Source organism: Agrobacterium sp. 10T429 (genome assembly GCF_056393925.1).
The window spans coordinates 319,589-336,879 of record NZ_JBFTGV010000006.1 but is presented as its reverse complement, the minus strand read 5'-3'; the positions used below and the strand labels follow the sequence as shown (position 1 = coordinate 336,879).

Genomic DNA, 17,291 nt, shown 5'->3' with positions numbered 1-17,291 from the left:
CGCCTCTTGCGTCGTCGTCTTTGCACTGGTCAACGGCGATCGGGGCGAGCAGGGCGCGGCATAAGCGCTTTCACAGACATAGACGTCGCAAGGTTTTGCTGCCCGGAACACCTCCCGTTCCGAAGGCGCAAACTCCGAGCGGCGTTTTTTTTATTTTCAGGTTTTTTCGCAAGCGAACGCGCCACCCATGCGGTGGTCCAATAAGGGGAAGATGCGAATGAAAAAGATATTCTCGGGCGATGTCAGCCGCCGCACCATACTGAAGACGACAGCCACCGCAGCCCTTGTTACCGCCGTGCGCACCGCTTTTCCGTCAGGCGCTTTCGCAGCCACGGCTGAGCCGGAAGTGAAGGGCGCGAAAATCGGCTTCATCGCGCTGACCGACGCCGCCCCGCTTATCATCGCGGCGGAAAAGGGACTGTTCGCCAAGCATGGCATGCCGGATGTCGAGGTTCTCAAACAGGCATCCTGGGGTGCGACACGTGACAATCTCGTGCTCGGCGGCGCATCGAACGGCATTGATGGCGCGCATATCCTGACCCCGATGCCCTATCTCATGCATACCGGCAAGGTGACGCAGAACAACGTGCCTGTGCCGATGGCGCTTATCGCCCGCCTCAATCTCGACAGCCAGGGTATTTCCGTCGCCAAGGAATATGCTGAAACCGGCGTTCAGCTCGACGCGTCCAAGCTGAAGGCAGCTTTCGAGAAGAAGAAGGCAGAAGGCAAGGAAATCAAGGCTGCCATGACATTTCCCGGCGGCACGCATGATCTGTGGATCCGCTATTGGCTGGCCGCCGGCGGCATCGACCCGGACAAGGACGTCTCCACCATCGTCGTTCCGCCGCCGCAGATGGTCGCCAACATGAAGGTCGGCAATATGGACGTCTTCTGTGTGGGCGAACCCTGGAACGAGCAACTCGTCAATCAGGGCATCGGCTTTACTGCCTGTACCACCGGGGAACTCTGGAAAGGGCATCCCGAGAAGGCGCTCGGCATGCGCGCCGACTGGGTGGAAAAGAACCCCAACGCCACCAAGGCATTGCTGATGGCCGTGATGGAGGCCCAGCAATGGTGCGATGAGATGGCGAACAAGGAGGAGATGTCCACGATCCTCGGCAAGCGCCAATGGTTCAACGTGCCACCGAAAGACGTTCTTGGCCGCCTCAAGGGCAATATCAATTACGGCAACGGCCGCGTGCTGGAAAATACCGGTCTGCAGATGAAGTTCTGGCAGGATCACGCGTCCTATCCCTTCCGCAGCCACGACAGCTGGTTCATCACGGAAAACATCCGCTGGGGTAAATTTGCACCCGATACGGACGTGAAGGCGCTGGTTGCCAAGGTCAACCGTGAGGACATCTGGCGCGACGCTGCAAAGGATCTCGGTGTTGCCGATATTCCCGCCTCCACGTCGCGCGGCAAGGAAACCTTCTTCGACGGCAAGGTCTTCGACCCCGAAAACCCGTCGGCCTATCTCGAAACTCTTTCCATCAAGGCAGCCTCCTGAGGAGGAGACACGGGTGTCGCCCCTCCTCCGCCGGGTTGCCATTTAAAGATGGACACMAAAGGCCGGATGAGGGGCGAGACCCTGACCGCAACCGAAATCCAAAGGAAACGCCATGTCCGCATTGGCTCGAAATTTCAAAGAACAGCCGCAGCAACCGGTGGTACAAAAGGCAAACGTCGTGACCCTTCCGCCCAAACATCCCTCGCGGTTCAATCTGCGTAAACTGGGTGCTGCGGCGGCCCGCAATATCATACCGCCATTTGTCGTCCTCGCCGTTCTGCTGGGCGTCTGGCAGGTGCTCTGTTCCGCCCCCGGCTCGTCCCTGCCGCCGCCAAGCCAGGTATTCGAGGAAAGCTACGATCTCATCGTATCGCCGTTCTTCCATAATGGTTCGCAGGATATCGGCCTCGGCTTGCGCGTGCTGGTCTCGCTGGAGCGCGTGGCATACGGTTTCGGCCTTGCGGCTATCGCCGGCATCATTCTCGGTGCGGTCATCGGCCAGTCGGTCTGGGCCATGCGCGGCCTCGACCCGATTTTTCAGGTCCTGCGCACCGTGCCGCCGCTCGCCTGGCTGCCGCTTTCACTTGCCGCCTTTCAGGACAGCAATCCGTCGGCCATTTTCGTGATCTTCATCACCTCCATCTGGCCCGTCATCATCAATACGGCGGTCGGCGTGCGCAACATTCCGCAGGATTATCGCAACGTTGCGAAGGTGCTGCGGCTCAACCAGATCGAATTCTTCTTCAAGATCATGCTGCCGTCGGCCGCCCCCTACATCTTCACCGGCCTGCGCATAGGCATCGGCCTCTCCTGGCTCGCCATCGTGGCGGCGGAAATGCTGACCGGCGGCGTCGGTATCGGCTTCTTCATCTGGGATGCGTGGAACTCCTCGCGCCTGCCCGACATCATCGTGGCACTCGCTTACATCGGCGTTGTCGGCTTCATGCTCGACAAGCTGGTAGCGGCGCTCGGCAAGGTCATCACCCGCGGCGCTGCGGCCAACTAAAAGGGCGACCATCATGAACGCTTATCTGAAACTCGATCATATCGACAAATATTTCGACAAGGGCGGTTCGCGCGCCGAGGTGCTGAAAGGCATCAACCTGACCATCGGCAAGGGCGAATTCGTCTCAGTCATCGGGCATTCCGGCTGCGGCAAGTCCACCATGCTCAACCTCATCGCCGGGCTGACCAAAGTCTCAGCAGGCGTGGTGCTTCTGGAAAACCGCGAGGTCAACGAACCTGGCCCGGAACGCGCCGTCGTCTTCCAGAACCACAGCCTGCTCCCCTGGCTTTCGGTTTATGAAAACGTCAACCTCGCCGTCGCGAAGGTCTTCAGCAATACCAAGACCAAAGCGGAACGCCACGACTGGGTCATGCGCAATCTGGATCTCGTGCAGATGGCCCATGCCAAGGACAAGAAACCGTCTGAAATTTCCGGTGGCATGAAACAGCGCGTCGGCATTGCCCGGGCGCTCGCCATGGAGCCGAAAATCCTGCTGCTGGACGAGCCTTTCGGCGCACTGGATGCGCTGACTCGCGCCCACCTTCAGGACGCCGTGATGGAAATCCACGCCCGGCTTGGCAACACCATGGTCATGATCACCCACGATGTGGATGAGGCGGTGCTGCTGTCCGACCGTATCGTAATGATGACCAACGGTCCCGCCGCCCATATCGGCGAAGTGCTTGACGTGCCGCTGCCGCGCCCGCGCAACCGCATCGAGCTTGCATCCGACAAGACCTACCTCAAATGCCGCGAGGCCGTGCTGAAGTTCCTTTACGAACGTCACCGCTTCGTCGAAGCTGCGGAGTAACCACCATGGCGCAAAAACTCGTCATCATCGGCAATGGCATGGCGCCGGGGCGCATGCTGGAAAACCTTTTCGAAACCGCCCCCGGCCTCTACGACGTCACCATTTTCAACGCCGAGCCGCGCGTCAATTACGACCGCATCATGCTCTCACCAGTACTCTCAGGCGAAAAGAGCTATGAAGATATCGTCATCCACAATGACGAATGGTACGCGGCCAACAATGTGACGCTGCACAAGGGCGCGAAGGTCACCGGCATCGACCGTGACAACAAGACCGTAACCAGCGAAAACGGCATCACCGTTTCCTACGACAGGCTGGTGATCGCCACCGGTTCCCTGCCCTTCATCATTCCCGTCCCTGGCCATCAATTGCCGGGCGTTCTCGCCTATCGCGATCTCGACGATGTCACGAAGATGCTTGAAATCGCCGAAGGCAAGGGTCKCGCCATCGTCATCGGCGCCGGCCTTCTGGGTCTGGAAGCAGCTTATGGGCTGAAGCGCCAGGGAATGGACGTCACCGTCATCCATCTGATGCCGACGATCATGGAGCGGCAGCTCGATCCGGCAGCGGCCTATCTTCTGGAAAAGGCGCTGAACGAGCGCGGCATCGACATCATCACCAAGGCCAATACCAAATGCATTCTCGGCGCGGAGAAGGTCGAAGGCATCGAGTTGGAAGACGGCCGCGTCATTAAAGGCGACATGGTGGTGATGGCGGTCGGCATCCGTCCCGCCTCGGGTCTTGCCAAGGAAGCCGGCATTGCCGTCAATCGCGGCATCGTCGTGGATGATGGCATGATGACGTCGGATGCCTCGATATATGCGCTTGGCGAATGCGCCGAGCATCGCGGCATGTGCTACGGGCTGGTCGCGCCGCTTTATGAATCTGCGCGGGTGCTGGCGGACCGGCTTTGCGGCGGTTCAGCCGAGTATCATGGGTCTGTCACCAATACCAAACTGAAGGTCACCGGCATCAACCTGTTTTCCGCCGGCGATTTTGCCGAGGGCGACGACCGCGAGGAAATCGTGCTGCGCGATGCCACCGCCGGTGTCTACAAGCGCCTGATCCTCAAGGAAAATCGCATCATCGGCGCGGTTCTTTACGGCGAGACGGCGGATGGTTCGTGGTTCTTCGACCTGATGAAGAAATCGACCGACATTTCCGCCATGCGCGAAACCCTGATCTTCGGCCAGGCCTATCAGGGAGGGTCCCCGCTGGACCCTATGGCGGCCGTTGCAGCCTTGCCGGATGATGCGGAAATCTGCGGCTGCAACGGCGTCTGCAAGGGCAAGATCACCTCGGTCATCACCTCGAAGGGGCTGACCTCGCTGGATGATGTGCGCGCCCATACCAAGGCATCCGCCTCCTGCGGCAATTGCACCGGCCTTGTCGAACAGCTGATGACGCTGACGCTTGGCGACAGCTACAATCCCGCTGCCGTGCAGCCCATGTGCAAATGCACAGATCTCGGCCACGATGATGTACGCCGTCTCATCAAGGCCAAGAGCCTGAAGACCATTCCCGCCGTGATGCAGGAACTGGAATGGAAGACCTCCTGCGGCTGCGCCAAGTGCAGACCGGCGCTCAACTACTATCTCGTCTGCGATTTTCCCGACGAATATGCCGACGACTACCAGTCGCGTTATATCAATGAGCGCGTCCATGCCAATATCCAGAAGGACGGCACCTATTCCGTCGTTCCACGCATGTGGGGCGGCGTCACATCTTCCTCCGAACTGCGGGCGATTGCGGATGTGGTCGACAAGTTCGAAATCCCGATGGTGAAGGTGACAGGCGGGCAACGCATCGATCTTCTCGGCATCGAGAAGGAGGATTTGCCGGCGGTCTGGGCCGATCTCGGCAAGGCCGGTTTCATTTCCGGCCAGGCCTATGCCAAGGGGCTTCGCACCGTGAAGACCTGCGTTGGAGAACAATGGTGCCGCTTCGGCACGCAGGATTCCACCGGCCTCGGCATCCGTATCGAAAAATTCATGTGGGGCTCATGGACGCCCGCCAAGCTGAAGCTTGCCGTTTCCGGCTGTCCGCGAAACTGCGCTGAGGCGACATGCAAGGATATCGGCGTCATCTGCGTCGATTCCGGTTTCGAAATCCACTTCGCCGGTGCCGCTGGTCTCGACATCAAGGGTACGGAAGTGCTGGGCCTCGTCCATACCGAGGATGAGGCGCTGGAGCATATCGTGGCGTTGACCCAGATGTACCGCGAGCAGGCGCGCTACCTCGAGCGCATCTATAAATGGGCCAAGCGCATCGGTTACGACGAAGTCCGCCGCCAGATCATGGACGATGCCGACAAGCGCCGGGCCTATTTTGACCGCTTCGTCTTCAGCCAGAAATTCGCGCAGGTCGATCCTTGGTCGGAACGTGTGTCCGGCCACGACAAGCACGAATTCAGGCCGATGGCGGCAATCGGTTTCAACGAGGCAGCGGAGTGAGAACGATGGACAGCAACTGGATCGATATTGGCGACATTTCCGACATCCCGCTGCGCGGCGCGCGCTGCGTGAAAACGCCTATGGGCAAGATCGCCGTGTTTCGCACGGCTGAAAATCAGGTCTTCGCCATCGAGGATCATTGCCCGCACAAAGGCGGCCCGCTGTCTCAGGGCATCGTGCACGGGGCTTCGGTGACGTGTCCTTTGCACAATTGGGTCATTTCGCTGGAGACCGGCAAGGCGTTGGGGGCGGATGAGGGTGAGGTGAGGACCATTCCTCTCCGCAATCTCGGCGGGCGGCTTTCGATTGCGCTCGAAACTTTGATGATTGCGGCGGAGTGATATCAGATGTTGCCGACGATACTCCCCTCTGCCCTGCCGGACATCTCCCCCTCGAGGGGCAAGATCGACAAGTGGCACGCTTCTCGCTTCATCTCTGTTGTCGGAGACGCAAGCTGTAAAATAGAGCCGGTGCCACAATTGATCTACCCCTTTGAGGGGCAGATGTCCGGCAGGGCAGAGGGGGGTAAATGCCACGCACCAAGAGGGCAAACCCATGCCCGTTGAAACGAAAACCACCTGCCCCTATTGCGGTGTCGGCTGCGGCGTCATCGCCACCGTTGCCGATGACGGCATCGTTTCCGTCAAAGGCGATCCGGACCACCCCGCCAATTTCGGCCGGCTGTGTTCCAAGGGTTCGGCTCTGGCCGAAACCATCGGCCTCGACGGACGGCTGCTCCATCCCGAAATCCACGGAAAGCGAGTGGCATGGGACGAAGCGCTTCAACTCGTTGCTTCAAGATTTTCCGAGGCCATTTCCGAGCACGGCCGGGATTCGGTTGCCTTTTACGTTTCCGGCCAATTGCTGACGGAGGATTATTACCTCGCCAACAAGCTGATGAAGGGTTTCATCGGATCGGCCAATATCGATACGAATTCACGGCTTTGCATGTCGTCTTCGGTCGCCGGCCATCGCCGCGCCTTCGGGGCCGATACGATGCCCGGCACCTATGAGGATATGGAGCTTGCCGATCTGGTAATCCTCACCGGATCCAATCTCGCCTGGTGTCATCCCGTCCTCTATCAACGGCTTGCTGCCGCAAAGGCGGCGCGGCCGGACATGAAGGTGGTGGTCATCGATCCGCGCCGGACGATGAGCGCCGATATTGCCGATATGCACCTCGCCATCCGCCCGGATGGAGATGTGGCGCTGTTTACCGGTCTTCTGGCCCATCTTTCCGGCAGTTCCGCGTTCGATAACGCTTATGTTGGAAACCACACTGTCGGCTTCGATGCCGCGATGCAGGCAGCGACCGGGCACAGCCTGCCGGAGATTGCCGACAAGACCGGTCTGACAATCGTGGAATTGATTTCCTTTTACGAATTGTTCGAACGCACGCAAAAAACCGTCACCTGCTACAGTCAGGGCGTCAACCAGTCGCAAAGCGGCACCGACAAGGTCAACGCCATCATCAATTGCCACCTCGCCACAGGCCGCATCGGCCGGCCGGGCATGGGACCGTTTTCGCTGACCGGCCAACCCAACGCCATGGGCGGACGCGAGGTGGGCGGGCTTGCCAATATGCTGGCGGCCCATATGGCCATCGAGAACGCTGAAGACCGCGACCGCGTGCAGCGCTTCTGGGCCTCGCCGGCGATTGCGCAGAAGCCTGGCCTCAAGGCCGTGGATATGTTCCGGGCGGTTGCCGATGGCCGCATCAAGGCGCTGTGGATCATGGCCACCAACCCCGTCGTTTCCATGCCGGATGCCGGTGCCGTCGAGGCGGCGATCAAGGCCTGTCCCTTTGTCGTGGTGTCCGATGTCATCGCCAAGACCGATACCGCCCGCCACGCCCATGTGCTGTTGCCATCGCTCGGCTGGGGTGAAAAGGACGGCACGGTCACCAATTCCGAACGGCGTATTTCCCGCCAGCGCGGTTTTCTTGACGCGCCCGGTGAAGCAAAGGCCGACTGGTGGCAATTCGCCGAAGTTGGACGGCGCATGGGTTTTGACGCGGCCTTCGGCTACCGGCAACCTTCTGAGGTTTTCGCCGAGCATGCCGCTCTCTCCGGATTCGAGAACGCCGGAAGCCGCGATTTCGATATTGGCGGGATCGACCGTGATTCCTACGGTACGATGAAACCGTTTCAATGGCCAAAAGCCGGACCCGGTGAAGCCGCCACGACCCGCTTTTTCGCGGATGGCCGCTTTTTCCATGCGGATGGCAAGGCCCATTTCATCGCCACGGCACTGCCGGAGACCCGCAGGACATCGGCGGACTACCCGCTGACGCTTAATACTGGCCGTATCCGCGACCAATGGCACACCATGACCCGCACCGGCAAAAGCGCGCGTCTCACCGCCCATATCGCCGAACCCTTTGCCGAACTTCACCCGCGCGATGCACAGGCGCTGGGCATCGAAAGCGCCGATCTCGTGGAGCTTGAAAGCCCGCACGGCAAGGTCCTGCTGCGGGCTCTGGTCAGCGAGAGGCAGGCGCGGGGAGCTGTGTTTGCGCCGATGCACTGGAACGACCAGTTCGCCTCGCAGGCCCGCATCGATATGCTCGTGCCAGCGGTCACGGACCCACATTCCGGCCAGCCCGCTTCGAAGAATGTCGGCGTGAGTGCACGACGTTTTGTAGCGAAAGCCTATGGATTTGCGATCTCCCGCACCCGGCCTGATGCGCCGGGCTGCGCCTATTGGGCAGTTGCAAAGGCGGATGGCGGCTACCGCATGGAGCTTGCCTTCGAGGAACAGCCGCAGGACTGGACGCTCTGGGCGCGACGGGTTTTCGGAGTCGATATCAGGGTTGAGCCTCTGGGTTACAGTGACCGGCAGACGGGCGATCTGCGGCTTGCTTTCTTCGACGGTGGTACCTTGCTGGCAGCGCTGTTCGTCGCCAGAGAGCCGGTGGCCGTTGCCCGCAACTGGGCGATTTCACAGCTGAACGAACGCCATGAGGATTTGCGCATGCGTTTTGCCCTGGTCGCCGGGCGTCCCGCCGCCGGCCGCGCCGATCCGGGGGGGACGGTCTGCTCCTGCTTCAATGTCGGGGTCAACCAGATCACGGCCGCCATCCGCAATGGCTGCCACAGCGTCGAAGCCATAGGTGCTGCGTTGAATGCCGGAACCAATTGCGGCTCCTGCCGCGCCGAGATCAGGGGGATCATCGATGGATGCCTTAAAACCGCAGCGGAATGAACCGAACCGCATGGAGAAGCTCGCCAAGTTGCCGGTCTTCTGGGGGCTTGAGGGCAAGCGCGTGGTGCTGGCGGGCGGATCGGATGGGGCCGCATGGAAAGCGGAACTGCTGCTTGCCTGCGGGGCGGAACTTCACCTCTATTGCGAGGAAAGCGAGCTTTCGGAATGCTTTGCGGCGCTCGTCTCGACAAGCCAGATGCTGACATGGCATGACCGTTCCTGGGGTCCGGATAGTTTCAAAGGCGCGGAACTGGCGCTGGCGGATTGTGAAACCGACGAAGAGGCGGGAAGATTTTACAATGCCGCGCGCTCAGCCGGCGTGCCTGTCAATGTCATCGACAAGCCAGAATTCTGCCAGTTCCAGTTTGGCTCCATCGTCAATCGTTCGCCGGTGGTGGTGTCGATCTCCACCGATGGCGCCGCACCCATTCTGGCGCAGGCCATTCGCCGGCGCATCGAGACTTTGCTGCCGCTCGCTCTCAAGGATTGGGGCGCGCTTGCCCAGACCATCCGAGAGCGGGTCAATATACGCCTCGCGCCCGGCCCGGCGCGGCGTTCATTCTGGGAGAAATTTGTCGACCGGGCGTTTACCGAAAGGCTGGATGAGGGCAGCGAAGAAAGGCTGCTGACAGACATCGGCACGCAGGCAGGTCGGAAAGGATCGGCACGCGGCCTTGTGACGCTGGTCGGTGCCGGACCGGGCGATGCCGAGCTGCTGACGCTGAAAGCGGTACGCGCCTTGCAGGCGGCGGATGTCATTCTGTTCGACGATCTCGTTTCATCCGAGGTGCTGGAACTGGCGCGGCGGGAGGCGAAGCGTATGCTTGTTGGCAAACGCGGCGGCCGGGAAAGCTGCAAGCAGGAAGATATTAACGACATGATGATCCGCCTTGCCAAGGCCGGCAAAAGGGTAGTGCGGCTGAAATCCGGCGATCCGATGATTTTCGGACGCGCCGGCGAGGAGATCGCAGAGCTGGAGGCTGAAAACATCCCGGTCGAAATCGTACCCGGCATCACCGCGGCAAGCGCCATGGCTTCGCGGCTCGGCGTTTCCCTCACCCACCGCGATCATGCCCAGTCGGTCCGCTTCGTCACCGGGCACTCCAGACAGGGCAAGCTGCCGGAGAATATAGACTGGCAGTCCCTGTCGAACCCTTCCGTGACCACGGTTTTTTACATGGGCGGGCGAACCGCTGCCAGCATCGAGGAAGCCCTTCTGGCGCATGGCATGCCGGCCTCGACGCCCGTCGCCATCATGATTTCCGTCAGCCGCGAAAATGAGCAGCGCTGGTGCGGTTCGCTCGTGCAACTGGCTGCGGCGGTTGAGCGACTGGGCGTGAACGAGCCTATATTGATCGGCATCGGTGATGCGTTTGGTGCTGCAATCTCTGCGTTTTCCGAGATCGGCCTGCCGAAGCCGGTCCCGATGTCAATTCAGAAAGCCGGCTAATAATCTTGCTGGTTCGCGCGGATACGTTTTTCGCGTACCTCCGCAAGTGGACCTGATCGGCGCCACAAAACCGTCCCTTGACATTGGTTTTTCGTTCGCTCTTCAATAAAACGAAAAAATTGAAAGAGGAGGGAGGGTGAAATGATGCTCACACCGCGTCAGGATGAAATCGTTGCGCTGGCGAAAGCAAGCGGGCGTGTGCTGGTGGACGAGCTGGCCACGCGGTTTTCGGTAACGCCACAGACGATCCGCAAGGACCTCAACGATCTCTGCGATACGCGGGTGCTGACGCGCATCCATGGCGGCGCACTTTTTCCGAGCGGCAACGAAAACGTCAAATACGAGGCACGCCGTGCGATCGCCTCCTCCGAAAAGCAGGCGATCGGCGCCGCTGCCGCTGCCCTCATCCCCAACAACTCCTCGCTTTTCATCAATATAGGTACGACGACCGAGGCGGTGGGCGAAGCGCTGGCGGATCATCACGAGCTGATGGTCATCACCAACAATATTAATGTTGCCAATAGGTTACGGGTTTTTCCGGGCATCGAGGTGGTGATCGCTGGCGGCGTCGTGCGCGGTTCCGATGGCGGCATCGTTGGTGAGGCCGCAGTGGATTTTATCCGCCAGTTCAAGGTCGATTTCGCCGTCATCGGCGTTTCTGCGATCGATGAAGACGGCGCTTTGCTGGATTTCGACTTTCGCGAGGTCAAGGTTGCCCAGGCGATCATGTCCAACGCTCGCCACGTCATTCTTGTATCGGATTCACTGAAATTCGAGCGGACGGCGCCGGTGCGCATCGGCCATCTTTCACAGGTGCACACCTTCATTACCGATCATTGTCCGGTCGATTCGATTCGATCCATCTGTGCCGATCATGACGTCAGGTTGATTGAAACCGAGGTTGGGGAGCCTTGATCCGAACCGCCCCGGAATTTCGTTTGACATTCGTTTTGTCTTCAAATTAGATGTCCGTGCTTTCAATATATCGATGAGGAGAGCGTCGATGAAAGCGCGGGAGGGTCCATGTCTGACGAGGCAATCCACGATGTTTTCGTGATCGGCGGCGGCATCAACGGCTGCGGCATCGCGCGTGACGCTGTCGGCAGGGGTTATTCCGTTGCGCTTGCGGAAATGAACGATTTTGCTTCCGGCACCTCGTCGGCCGCCACAAAGCTCATTCATGGCGGTTTGCGTTATCTCGAACATTACGAATTTCGTCTGGTGCGAGAAGCGCTTATGGAGCGCGAGGTGTTGTGGGCCATGGCGCCGCACATCATCTGGCCTATGCGCTTTGTTCTGCCATTCCAGAAGGGCGGCGTGCGCCCGGCCTGGCTCGTGCGTCTCGGGCTTTTTCTTTATGACCATCTCGGCGGCCGCAAGCTTTTGCCCGCCACCCGCTCGCTCGATCTGCGCCGTGATCCCGCAGGGAAACCGCTGAAGCCGATTTTTGCCCGGGCTTTCGAATATTCTGACGGCTGGGTGGACGATGCCCGTCTTGTGGTGCTGAACGCCCGCGATGCCGCCGATCGCGGCGCCTTGATCCTCAACCGCACGCAGGTGGTTTCGGCACGCCGCGAAGGCGCCTTCTGGCGGGTCGAAACGAAAAATGGTGCCGGAGAAACCGCGACCTACCGGGCGCGCATGCTTGTAAATGCGGCCGGCCCCTGGGTAGACAAGGTTCTGGCTGCGACATTCGGTAAAAACAATGTCCACAATGTCCGCCTCGTGCAGGGCAGCCACATCATCGTGCGCAAGAAGTTTTCCGATCCGCGCGCCTATTTTTTCCAGAACCCGGACGGGCGCATCATCTTCGCCATCCCTTATGAGCAGGATTTTACCCTGATCGGCACGACGGATCGCGACTATACCGCCGACCCCCGGGCTGTTAAGATCAGCGACGAGGAGATCAGCTATCTTTGCAACGCGGCGAGCGAATATTTCGCTGAACCGGTGACGTCGGCCGATATCGTCTGGACCTATTCCGGCGTGCGGCCGCTGTTTGACGACGGCGCATCGAAAGCGCAGGAGGCAACCCGCGATTATGTGCTGAAAACCGAAGGAGCTGAAGGCGAAGCCCCGCTTCTCAATATCTTCGGTGGCAAGCTCACCACCTATCGACGGCTTGCCGAACATGCTCTTGAAAAAATCGGTGATGCGCTGGGTGAAAAGGGCTCGCCGTGGACGGCCGGTTCACATTTGCCGGGCGGAAATTTCGGTGCCGAGGCTTATGCGGGAGAGGTCACGGCCCTGCGGTCGCGTTATCCTTTCCTCGATGAGCGGCATGCGAAGCGGCTCATCCGCTGCTACGGAACGGACGCCGCGTCGATTATTGGCAATGCCGGGGACATGGCAGGGCTGGGACGGCATTTCGGCGGCACGCTTTATGAGGCCGAGGTGCGCTGGCTGATGGCCCGGGAATGGGCGCTGACGGCGGAGGATATTCTGTGGCGCCGCACCAAGCAGGGGCTTTTCTTTACCCAAGAAGAGGTGCGCGGGCTGGAGGATTATATCGATGACATTGCAGGTGGACGCTTGAAGGCAATCTGACGATCCGATCAAAAAGCGGAGGAGGCTTTGGATCACCATGCTTGAATTGCGAAACGTCTCGAAGATGGCCGGCGGTGAATATCATGTTCACCCGACCGATCTGACGTTGCAGCGCGGAAGCCTGAACGTCCTGCTTGGACCGACACTTTCGGGCAAGACGACACTCATGCGGCTGATGGCCGGGCTGGACAAGCCAAGTGGCGGTACGATTCTCTTCAATGGGGAGGACGTGACGGGCTGGCCGGTTCAGAAGCGCAACGTCGCCATGGTCTATCAGCAGTTCATCAATTATCCGGCGCTCAGCGTTTATGAGAACATCGCCTCGCCGATGCGCGTTGCCGGCAAGGACAAGGCAACGATCGACAGGGAGGTGAGGAAGGCCGCCGAGCTTCTGAGGCTGACGCCCTATCTAGATCGTACGCCTCTCAACCTTTCCGGTGGCCAGCAACAACGCACGGCACTTGCCCGCGCCATCGTCAAAAACGCCAATCTGGTGCTCCTCGACGAGCCGCTCGCAAATCTCGACTACAAGCTGCGTGAGGAGTTGCGTGAGGAATTGCCGCGTATCTTTGCGGAATCCGGTGCAATCTTTGTTTACGCCACGACGGAACCCTCCGAAGCTCTGCTGCTCGGTGGCAATACCGCGACGCTGAACGAGGGCAAGGTAACGCAATTCAGCCGCACGATCGAAGTTTACAGGCGTCCGGTGGATATCGTAACCGCGAAAATCTTCGCCGATCCGCCACTCAACACCATCGAGGTCATCAAGACGGGCGGCGCCTTCACGCGCGCCGACCATGCGGTTGTGCCGGTGCCGGCGCATCTTGCTGCCATGCCTGACGGTCCAGTGACCATTGCCTTCCAGCCACATCATCTTTTCCCACAGCAAAAGGGGCAGGCGGCGCAATCCATCCGGGCGCGGACACTGATCTCGGAGATCGCCGGATCGGAAAGCTTCGTACATGTGGAATTTTCAGGCCAGCGTTGGGTGATGCTGGCGCAGGGCATTCACGACATCGAGCCGGACACGGAGATCGAACTGTTTCTCGATACGCGGCACCTGATGGCTTTCGATACACACGGCCACGCCATCGGCGAAGCGGCTTAAGGGGAGATCGATCATGGCACGCATCACGCTCGATCATATTCGCCACGCTTACAACGCCAAGGCGCAGGCGGCAGGTGATTATGCCCTGAAGGAAGTTCATCACGAATGGGAGGATGGCGGTGCCTATGCGCTGCTTGGCCCTTCCGGCTGCGGCAAGACCACGTTGCTTAACATCATTTCCGGCTTGCTGCGCCCCTCGGAAGGTCGCATCGCCTTTGACGGAACGGATGTCACCGATCTTTCCACCGAAGATCGCAACATCGCCCAGGTATTCCAGTTTCCGGTCGTTTACGACACGATGACAGTCTATGACAATCTGGCTTTTCCGCTGCGCAACCGGCAAGTGCCGGAGGCCGAAATCGACCGCCGCGTGCGGGAAATCCTCGAGATGACCGATCTTTCCGGCATGGCAAAACGCCACGCGCGCGGACTTACGGCGGACCAGAAGCAGAAAATTTCGCTGGCGCGCGGGTTGGTGCGATCCGACGTCAATGCCATCCTCTTCGACGAGCCGCTGACGGTGATCGATCCGCATATGAAATGGGTGCTGCGCTCGCAGTTGAAGCGCCTCCACCGCCAGTCCGGTTTCACCATGGTCTACGTTACGCACGACCAGACCGAAGCGCTGACTTTCGCCGACAAGGTGGTGGTCATGTATGACGGTCAGATCGTCCAGATCGGCACACCCGCCGAGCTTTTCGAACGCCCGGGACATACGTTCGTCGGTTACTTCATCGGTTCGCCCGGCATGAATGTGATGCCTGCCAGCATCGATGGCGCAACGGCGGTTGTCGGCGGCCTGGGCGTTCCGCTTGCCGGCGTGCCGGTGGTGGATGGATCGAAGCGGATCGAAATCGGCATCCGCCCGGAATTCGTTCGGCTGGAGCGGGGTGGCATGCCCATCACCGTCGACAAGGTCGAGGATATCGGCCGGCAAAAGATCGTTCGCGCCCGGTTCGCCGGCCAAAAGCTTGCGATTGTCGTTCCGGAGGAGGAGGACATTCCGGCAGAAGCGGGTGTTCGCTTCGATCCGGCCGCTATCGGTGTCTTTGCCGATTCCTGGCGTGTGAAGATGGGGGCCTGACCATGGAAAAGACCTGGAACAACAAAGCGTGGTTCATGGTGCTGCCGGTTCTGGTGCTGGTCGCATTTTCCGCCGTCATCCCGCTGATGACGGTCGTGAACTATTCGGTGCAGGATACTTTCGGCAACAATCAGTTCTTCTGGGCGGGAACCCAATGGTTTCAGGAAATTCTTGGCTCCGACCGTTTCTGGAACGCGCTCGGACGCAATCTGGTATTTTCCGGCATCATTTTGGCGATTGAAATTCCGCTCGGCATATTCATCGCGCTCAAGATGCCCAAATCCGGCATCGGCGTGCCGGTCTGCCTCGTCACCATGGCGCTGCCCCTTTTGGTGCCATGGAATGTGGTAGGCACGATCTGGCAGGTGTTCGGCCGCAGCGATATCGGGTTGCTGGGTTATTACGCCAATCAGCTTGGGCTTGATTACAACTACGTCAACGATCCCGTCGACGCATGGATCACCGTCGTCATCATGGATGTGTGGCACTGGACAAGCCTCGTCGTCCTCCTGTGCTACGCCAGCCTCGTCTCCATTCCGGATGCCTATTATCAGGCAGCAAGGATCGATGGCGCATCGCGCTTTGCGGTTTTCCGGTTCATTCAGTTGCCGAAGATGAAGCGGGTGCTGCTGATCGCATTCCTGCTGCGCTTCATGGACAGCTTCATGATCTACACCGAGCCTTTCGTCGTCACCGGCGGCGGCCCCGGAAATTCCACCACCTTCCTGTCCATCGATCTCGTCAAGGTAGCGCTCGGCCAGTTCGATCTGGGTCCCGCGGCCGCCATGTCGCTGATCTACTTCCTCATCATCCTGCTGTTGTCCTGGGTGTTCTACACCGTGATGACCAGCCACGACGCGGAGACTTGAGACATGAGCGCCTCTGATGTCACCACAAGCGTGGAACTCAACGGTATCGGCAATCCACCGGTAAGAGCCAGTTCGGCAAGAATATCAGGCCTTGCTGCGAATTCACGATCGCGCCGCCGCCATGGGCCATCGCGCTTTTCCTGGCTGGTGCCGACGATCTACATCATCCTGCTGCTCGTGCCGATCTACTGGCTTATCAATATGAGCTTCAAGACGAACACAGAAATCGTCTCGTCGATGACGCTTTATCCGCACCAGCCGACGTTGCAGAATTATCGGACGATCTTCACGGATTCATCCTGGTATTCGGGTTACATCAACTCGATCATCTACGTCGTCATGAATATGGTGATCTCGGTCTCGGCGGCCCTCCCGGCGGCCTATGCCTTCTCCCGTTACCGCTTCCTGGGCGACAAGCACCTGTTCTTCTGGCTTTTGACCAACCGCATGGCGCCACCCGCCGTCTTCGCGCTGCCCTTCTTCCAGCTCTATTCCGCTTTCGGGCTGATCGACACGCATATTGCCGTGGCGCTGGCGCATTGCCTGTTCAACGTGCCGCTGGCGGTGTGGATTCTCGAAGGTTTCATGTCGGGTGTACCGAAGGAAATCGACGAGACCGCCTATATTGACGGCTATTCCTTCCCGAAATTCTTCGTGAAGATTTTCATGCCGCTCATTGCCTCCGGCATCGGTGTCGCCTGTTTCTTCAGCTTCATGTTCTCGTGGGTCGAGCTTCTGATCGCCCGCACGCTGACGACGACCGACGCCAAGCCGATCGCCGCGACCATGACGAGAACCGTTTCTGCCGCCGGCATGGACTGGGGCCTGCTCGCCGCCGCCGGCGTGCTGACGCTCATTCCCGGTGCGCTGGTGATCTGGTTTGTTCGCAATTACATCGCCAAGGGCTTTGCGCTGGGGAGGGTTTGACATGACGAAGATGCCCGATTTTACCTGGATGGCATGGACCTGGCAGACGGCCGCGTTTTTCGGTGCAATCGCCGTGTTGCTGGTTGGGATGTGGTTCTGGGAACAGTTCTCGCCCGGCGGCAACCCCCGCTTCGGCCTGCTGCGCTTCGAGACAACGCGTGGCGACAGGTTGTTCATTTCGCTGCTCGGCAGCGCTTTCATTCATCTTGCATGGCTCGGGCTGGTCGGCCCGAACCTGTGGTGGGCTCTCGCTCTATCGGCGGTTTACGCAATTGGCGTTTTCCGTTTCGTCTAGAGCAGGAAGAACGGTGCGGMGGAGGAA

14 protein-coding genes are annotated in these 17,291 nt (G+C 59.6%); all 14 read left to right on the top strand.

All coding sequences use genetic code 11. The features are described from left to right. The first annotated feature begins 217 nt into the window (after positions 1-217). The 14 genes from AC1DCP_RS16305 to AC1DCP_RS16240 all read left to right on the top strand — a co-directional run bounded on the left by AC1DCP_RS16305 (position 218) and on the right by AC1DCP_RS16240 (position 17,264). Positions 218-1,510, top strand: coding sequence for a CmpA/NrtA family ABC transporter substrate-binding protein (locus AC1DCP_RS16305; RefSeq protein WP_476774437.1), 1,293 nt, complete (start codon positions 218-220; stop codon positions 1,508-1,510). 112 nt (positions 1,511-1,622) lie between these two features. Continuing rightward, positions 1,623-2,516: a nitrate ABC transporter permease gene (gene ntrB / locus AC1DCP_RS16300; RefSeq protein ID WP_035199774.1), complete on the top strand. Its 894-nt coding sequence runs from the start codon at positions 1,623-1,625 to the stop codon at positions 2,514-2,516. A gap of 13 nt (positions 2,517-2,529) precedes the next feature. Continuing rightward, entirely contained in the window at positions 2,530-3,327 is a 798-nt protein-coding gene (locus AC1DCP_RS16295; RefSeq protein WP_013761942.1) for an ABC transporter ATP-binding protein, read from the top strand. Between the two features lie 5 nt (positions 3,328-3,332). After that, positions 3,333-5,780 (top strand): nitrite reductase large subunit NirB, encoded by a 2,448-nt coding sequence (nirB, locus tag AC1DCP_RS16290; RefSeq protein ID WP_476774436.1) that lies wholly within the window; start codon positions 3,333-3,335, stop codon positions 5,778-5,780. A 5-nt stretch (positions 5,781-5,785) separates the two neighbouring features. Continuing rightward, positions 5,786-6,121 carry a nitrite reductase small subunit NirD gene (gene nirD, locus AC1DCP_RS16285; RefSeq protein WP_111788922.1) on the top strand — a complete coding sequence of 112 codons (336 nt, stop codon included), beginning with the start codon at positions 5,786-5,788 and terminating at the stop codon, positions 6,119-6,121. A 214-nt stretch (positions 6,122-6,335) separates the two neighbouring features. Beyond that, positions 6,336-8,984 (top strand): nitrate reductase, encoded by a 2,649-nt coding sequence (locus AC1DCP_RS16280; protein WP_421611628.1) that lies wholly within the window; start codon positions 6,336-6,338, stop codon positions 8,982-8,984. Beyond that, on the top strand, positions 8,956-10,434 hold the full coding sequence (gene cysG, locus AC1DCP_RS16275; protein WP_421406715.1) for a siroheme synthase CysG: 1,479 nt from the start codon (positions 8,956-8,958) through the stop codon (positions 10,432-10,434). The genes AC1DCP_RS16280 and cysG overlap by 29 nt, the downstream gene beginning before the upstream one ends. 141 nt (positions 10,435-10,575) lie before the next feature. Next, the gene (locus tag AC1DCP_RS16270) at positions 10,576-11,349 is read left to right on the top strand and encodes a DeoR/GlpR family DNA-binding transcription regulator (protein ID WP_003511588.1); all 774 of its coding nucleotides are present in this window, start codon (positions 10,576-10,578) and stop codon (positions 11,347-11,349) included. A 108-nt stretch (positions 11,350-11,457) separates the two neighbouring features. Beyond that, positions 11,458-12,981 (top strand): glycerol-3-phosphate dehydrogenase, encoded by a 1,524-nt coding sequence (locus AC1DCP_RS16265; RefSeq protein WP_019564992.1) that lies wholly within the window; start codon positions 11,458-11,460, stop codon positions 12,979-12,981. 37 nt (positions 12,982-13,018) lie between these two features. Next, positions 13,019-14,089 (top strand): ABC transporter ATP-binding protein, encoded by a 1,071-nt coding sequence (locus AC1DCP_RS16260; RefSeq protein WP_112154886.1) that lies wholly within the window; start codon positions 13,019-13,021, stop codon positions 14,087-14,089. Between the two features lie 13 nt (positions 14,090-14,102). Continuing rightward, positions 14,103-15,173, top strand: a complete 1,071-nt coding sequence (locus tag AC1DCP_RS16255; protein ID WP_111788917.1) for an ABC transporter ATP-binding protein — start codon at positions 14,103-14,105, stop codon at positions 15,171-15,173. Positions 15,174-15,175: 2 nt separating this feature from the next. Then, positions 15,176-16,042, top strand: a complete 867-nt coding sequence (locus AC1DCP_RS16250) for a carbohydrate ABC transporter permease (RefSeq protein ID WP_003511582.1) — start codon at positions 15,176-15,178, stop codon at positions 16,040-16,042. Between the two features lie 3 nt (positions 16,043-16,045). After that, positions 16,046-16,969: a carbohydrate ABC transporter permease gene (locus AC1DCP_RS16245; protein WP_003511581.1), complete on the top strand. Its 924-nt coding sequence runs from the start codon at positions 16,046-16,048 to the stop codon at positions 16,967-16,969. Between the two features lies 1 nt (position 16,970). Further along, the gene (locus AC1DCP_RS16240) at positions 16,971-17,264 is read left to right on the top strand and encodes a DUF2160 domain-containing protein (RefSeq protein ID WP_111788916.1); all 294 of its coding nucleotides are present in this window, start codon (positions 16,971-16,973) and stop codon (positions 17,262-17,264) included. Positions 17,265-17,291 lie beyond the last annotated feature (27 nt).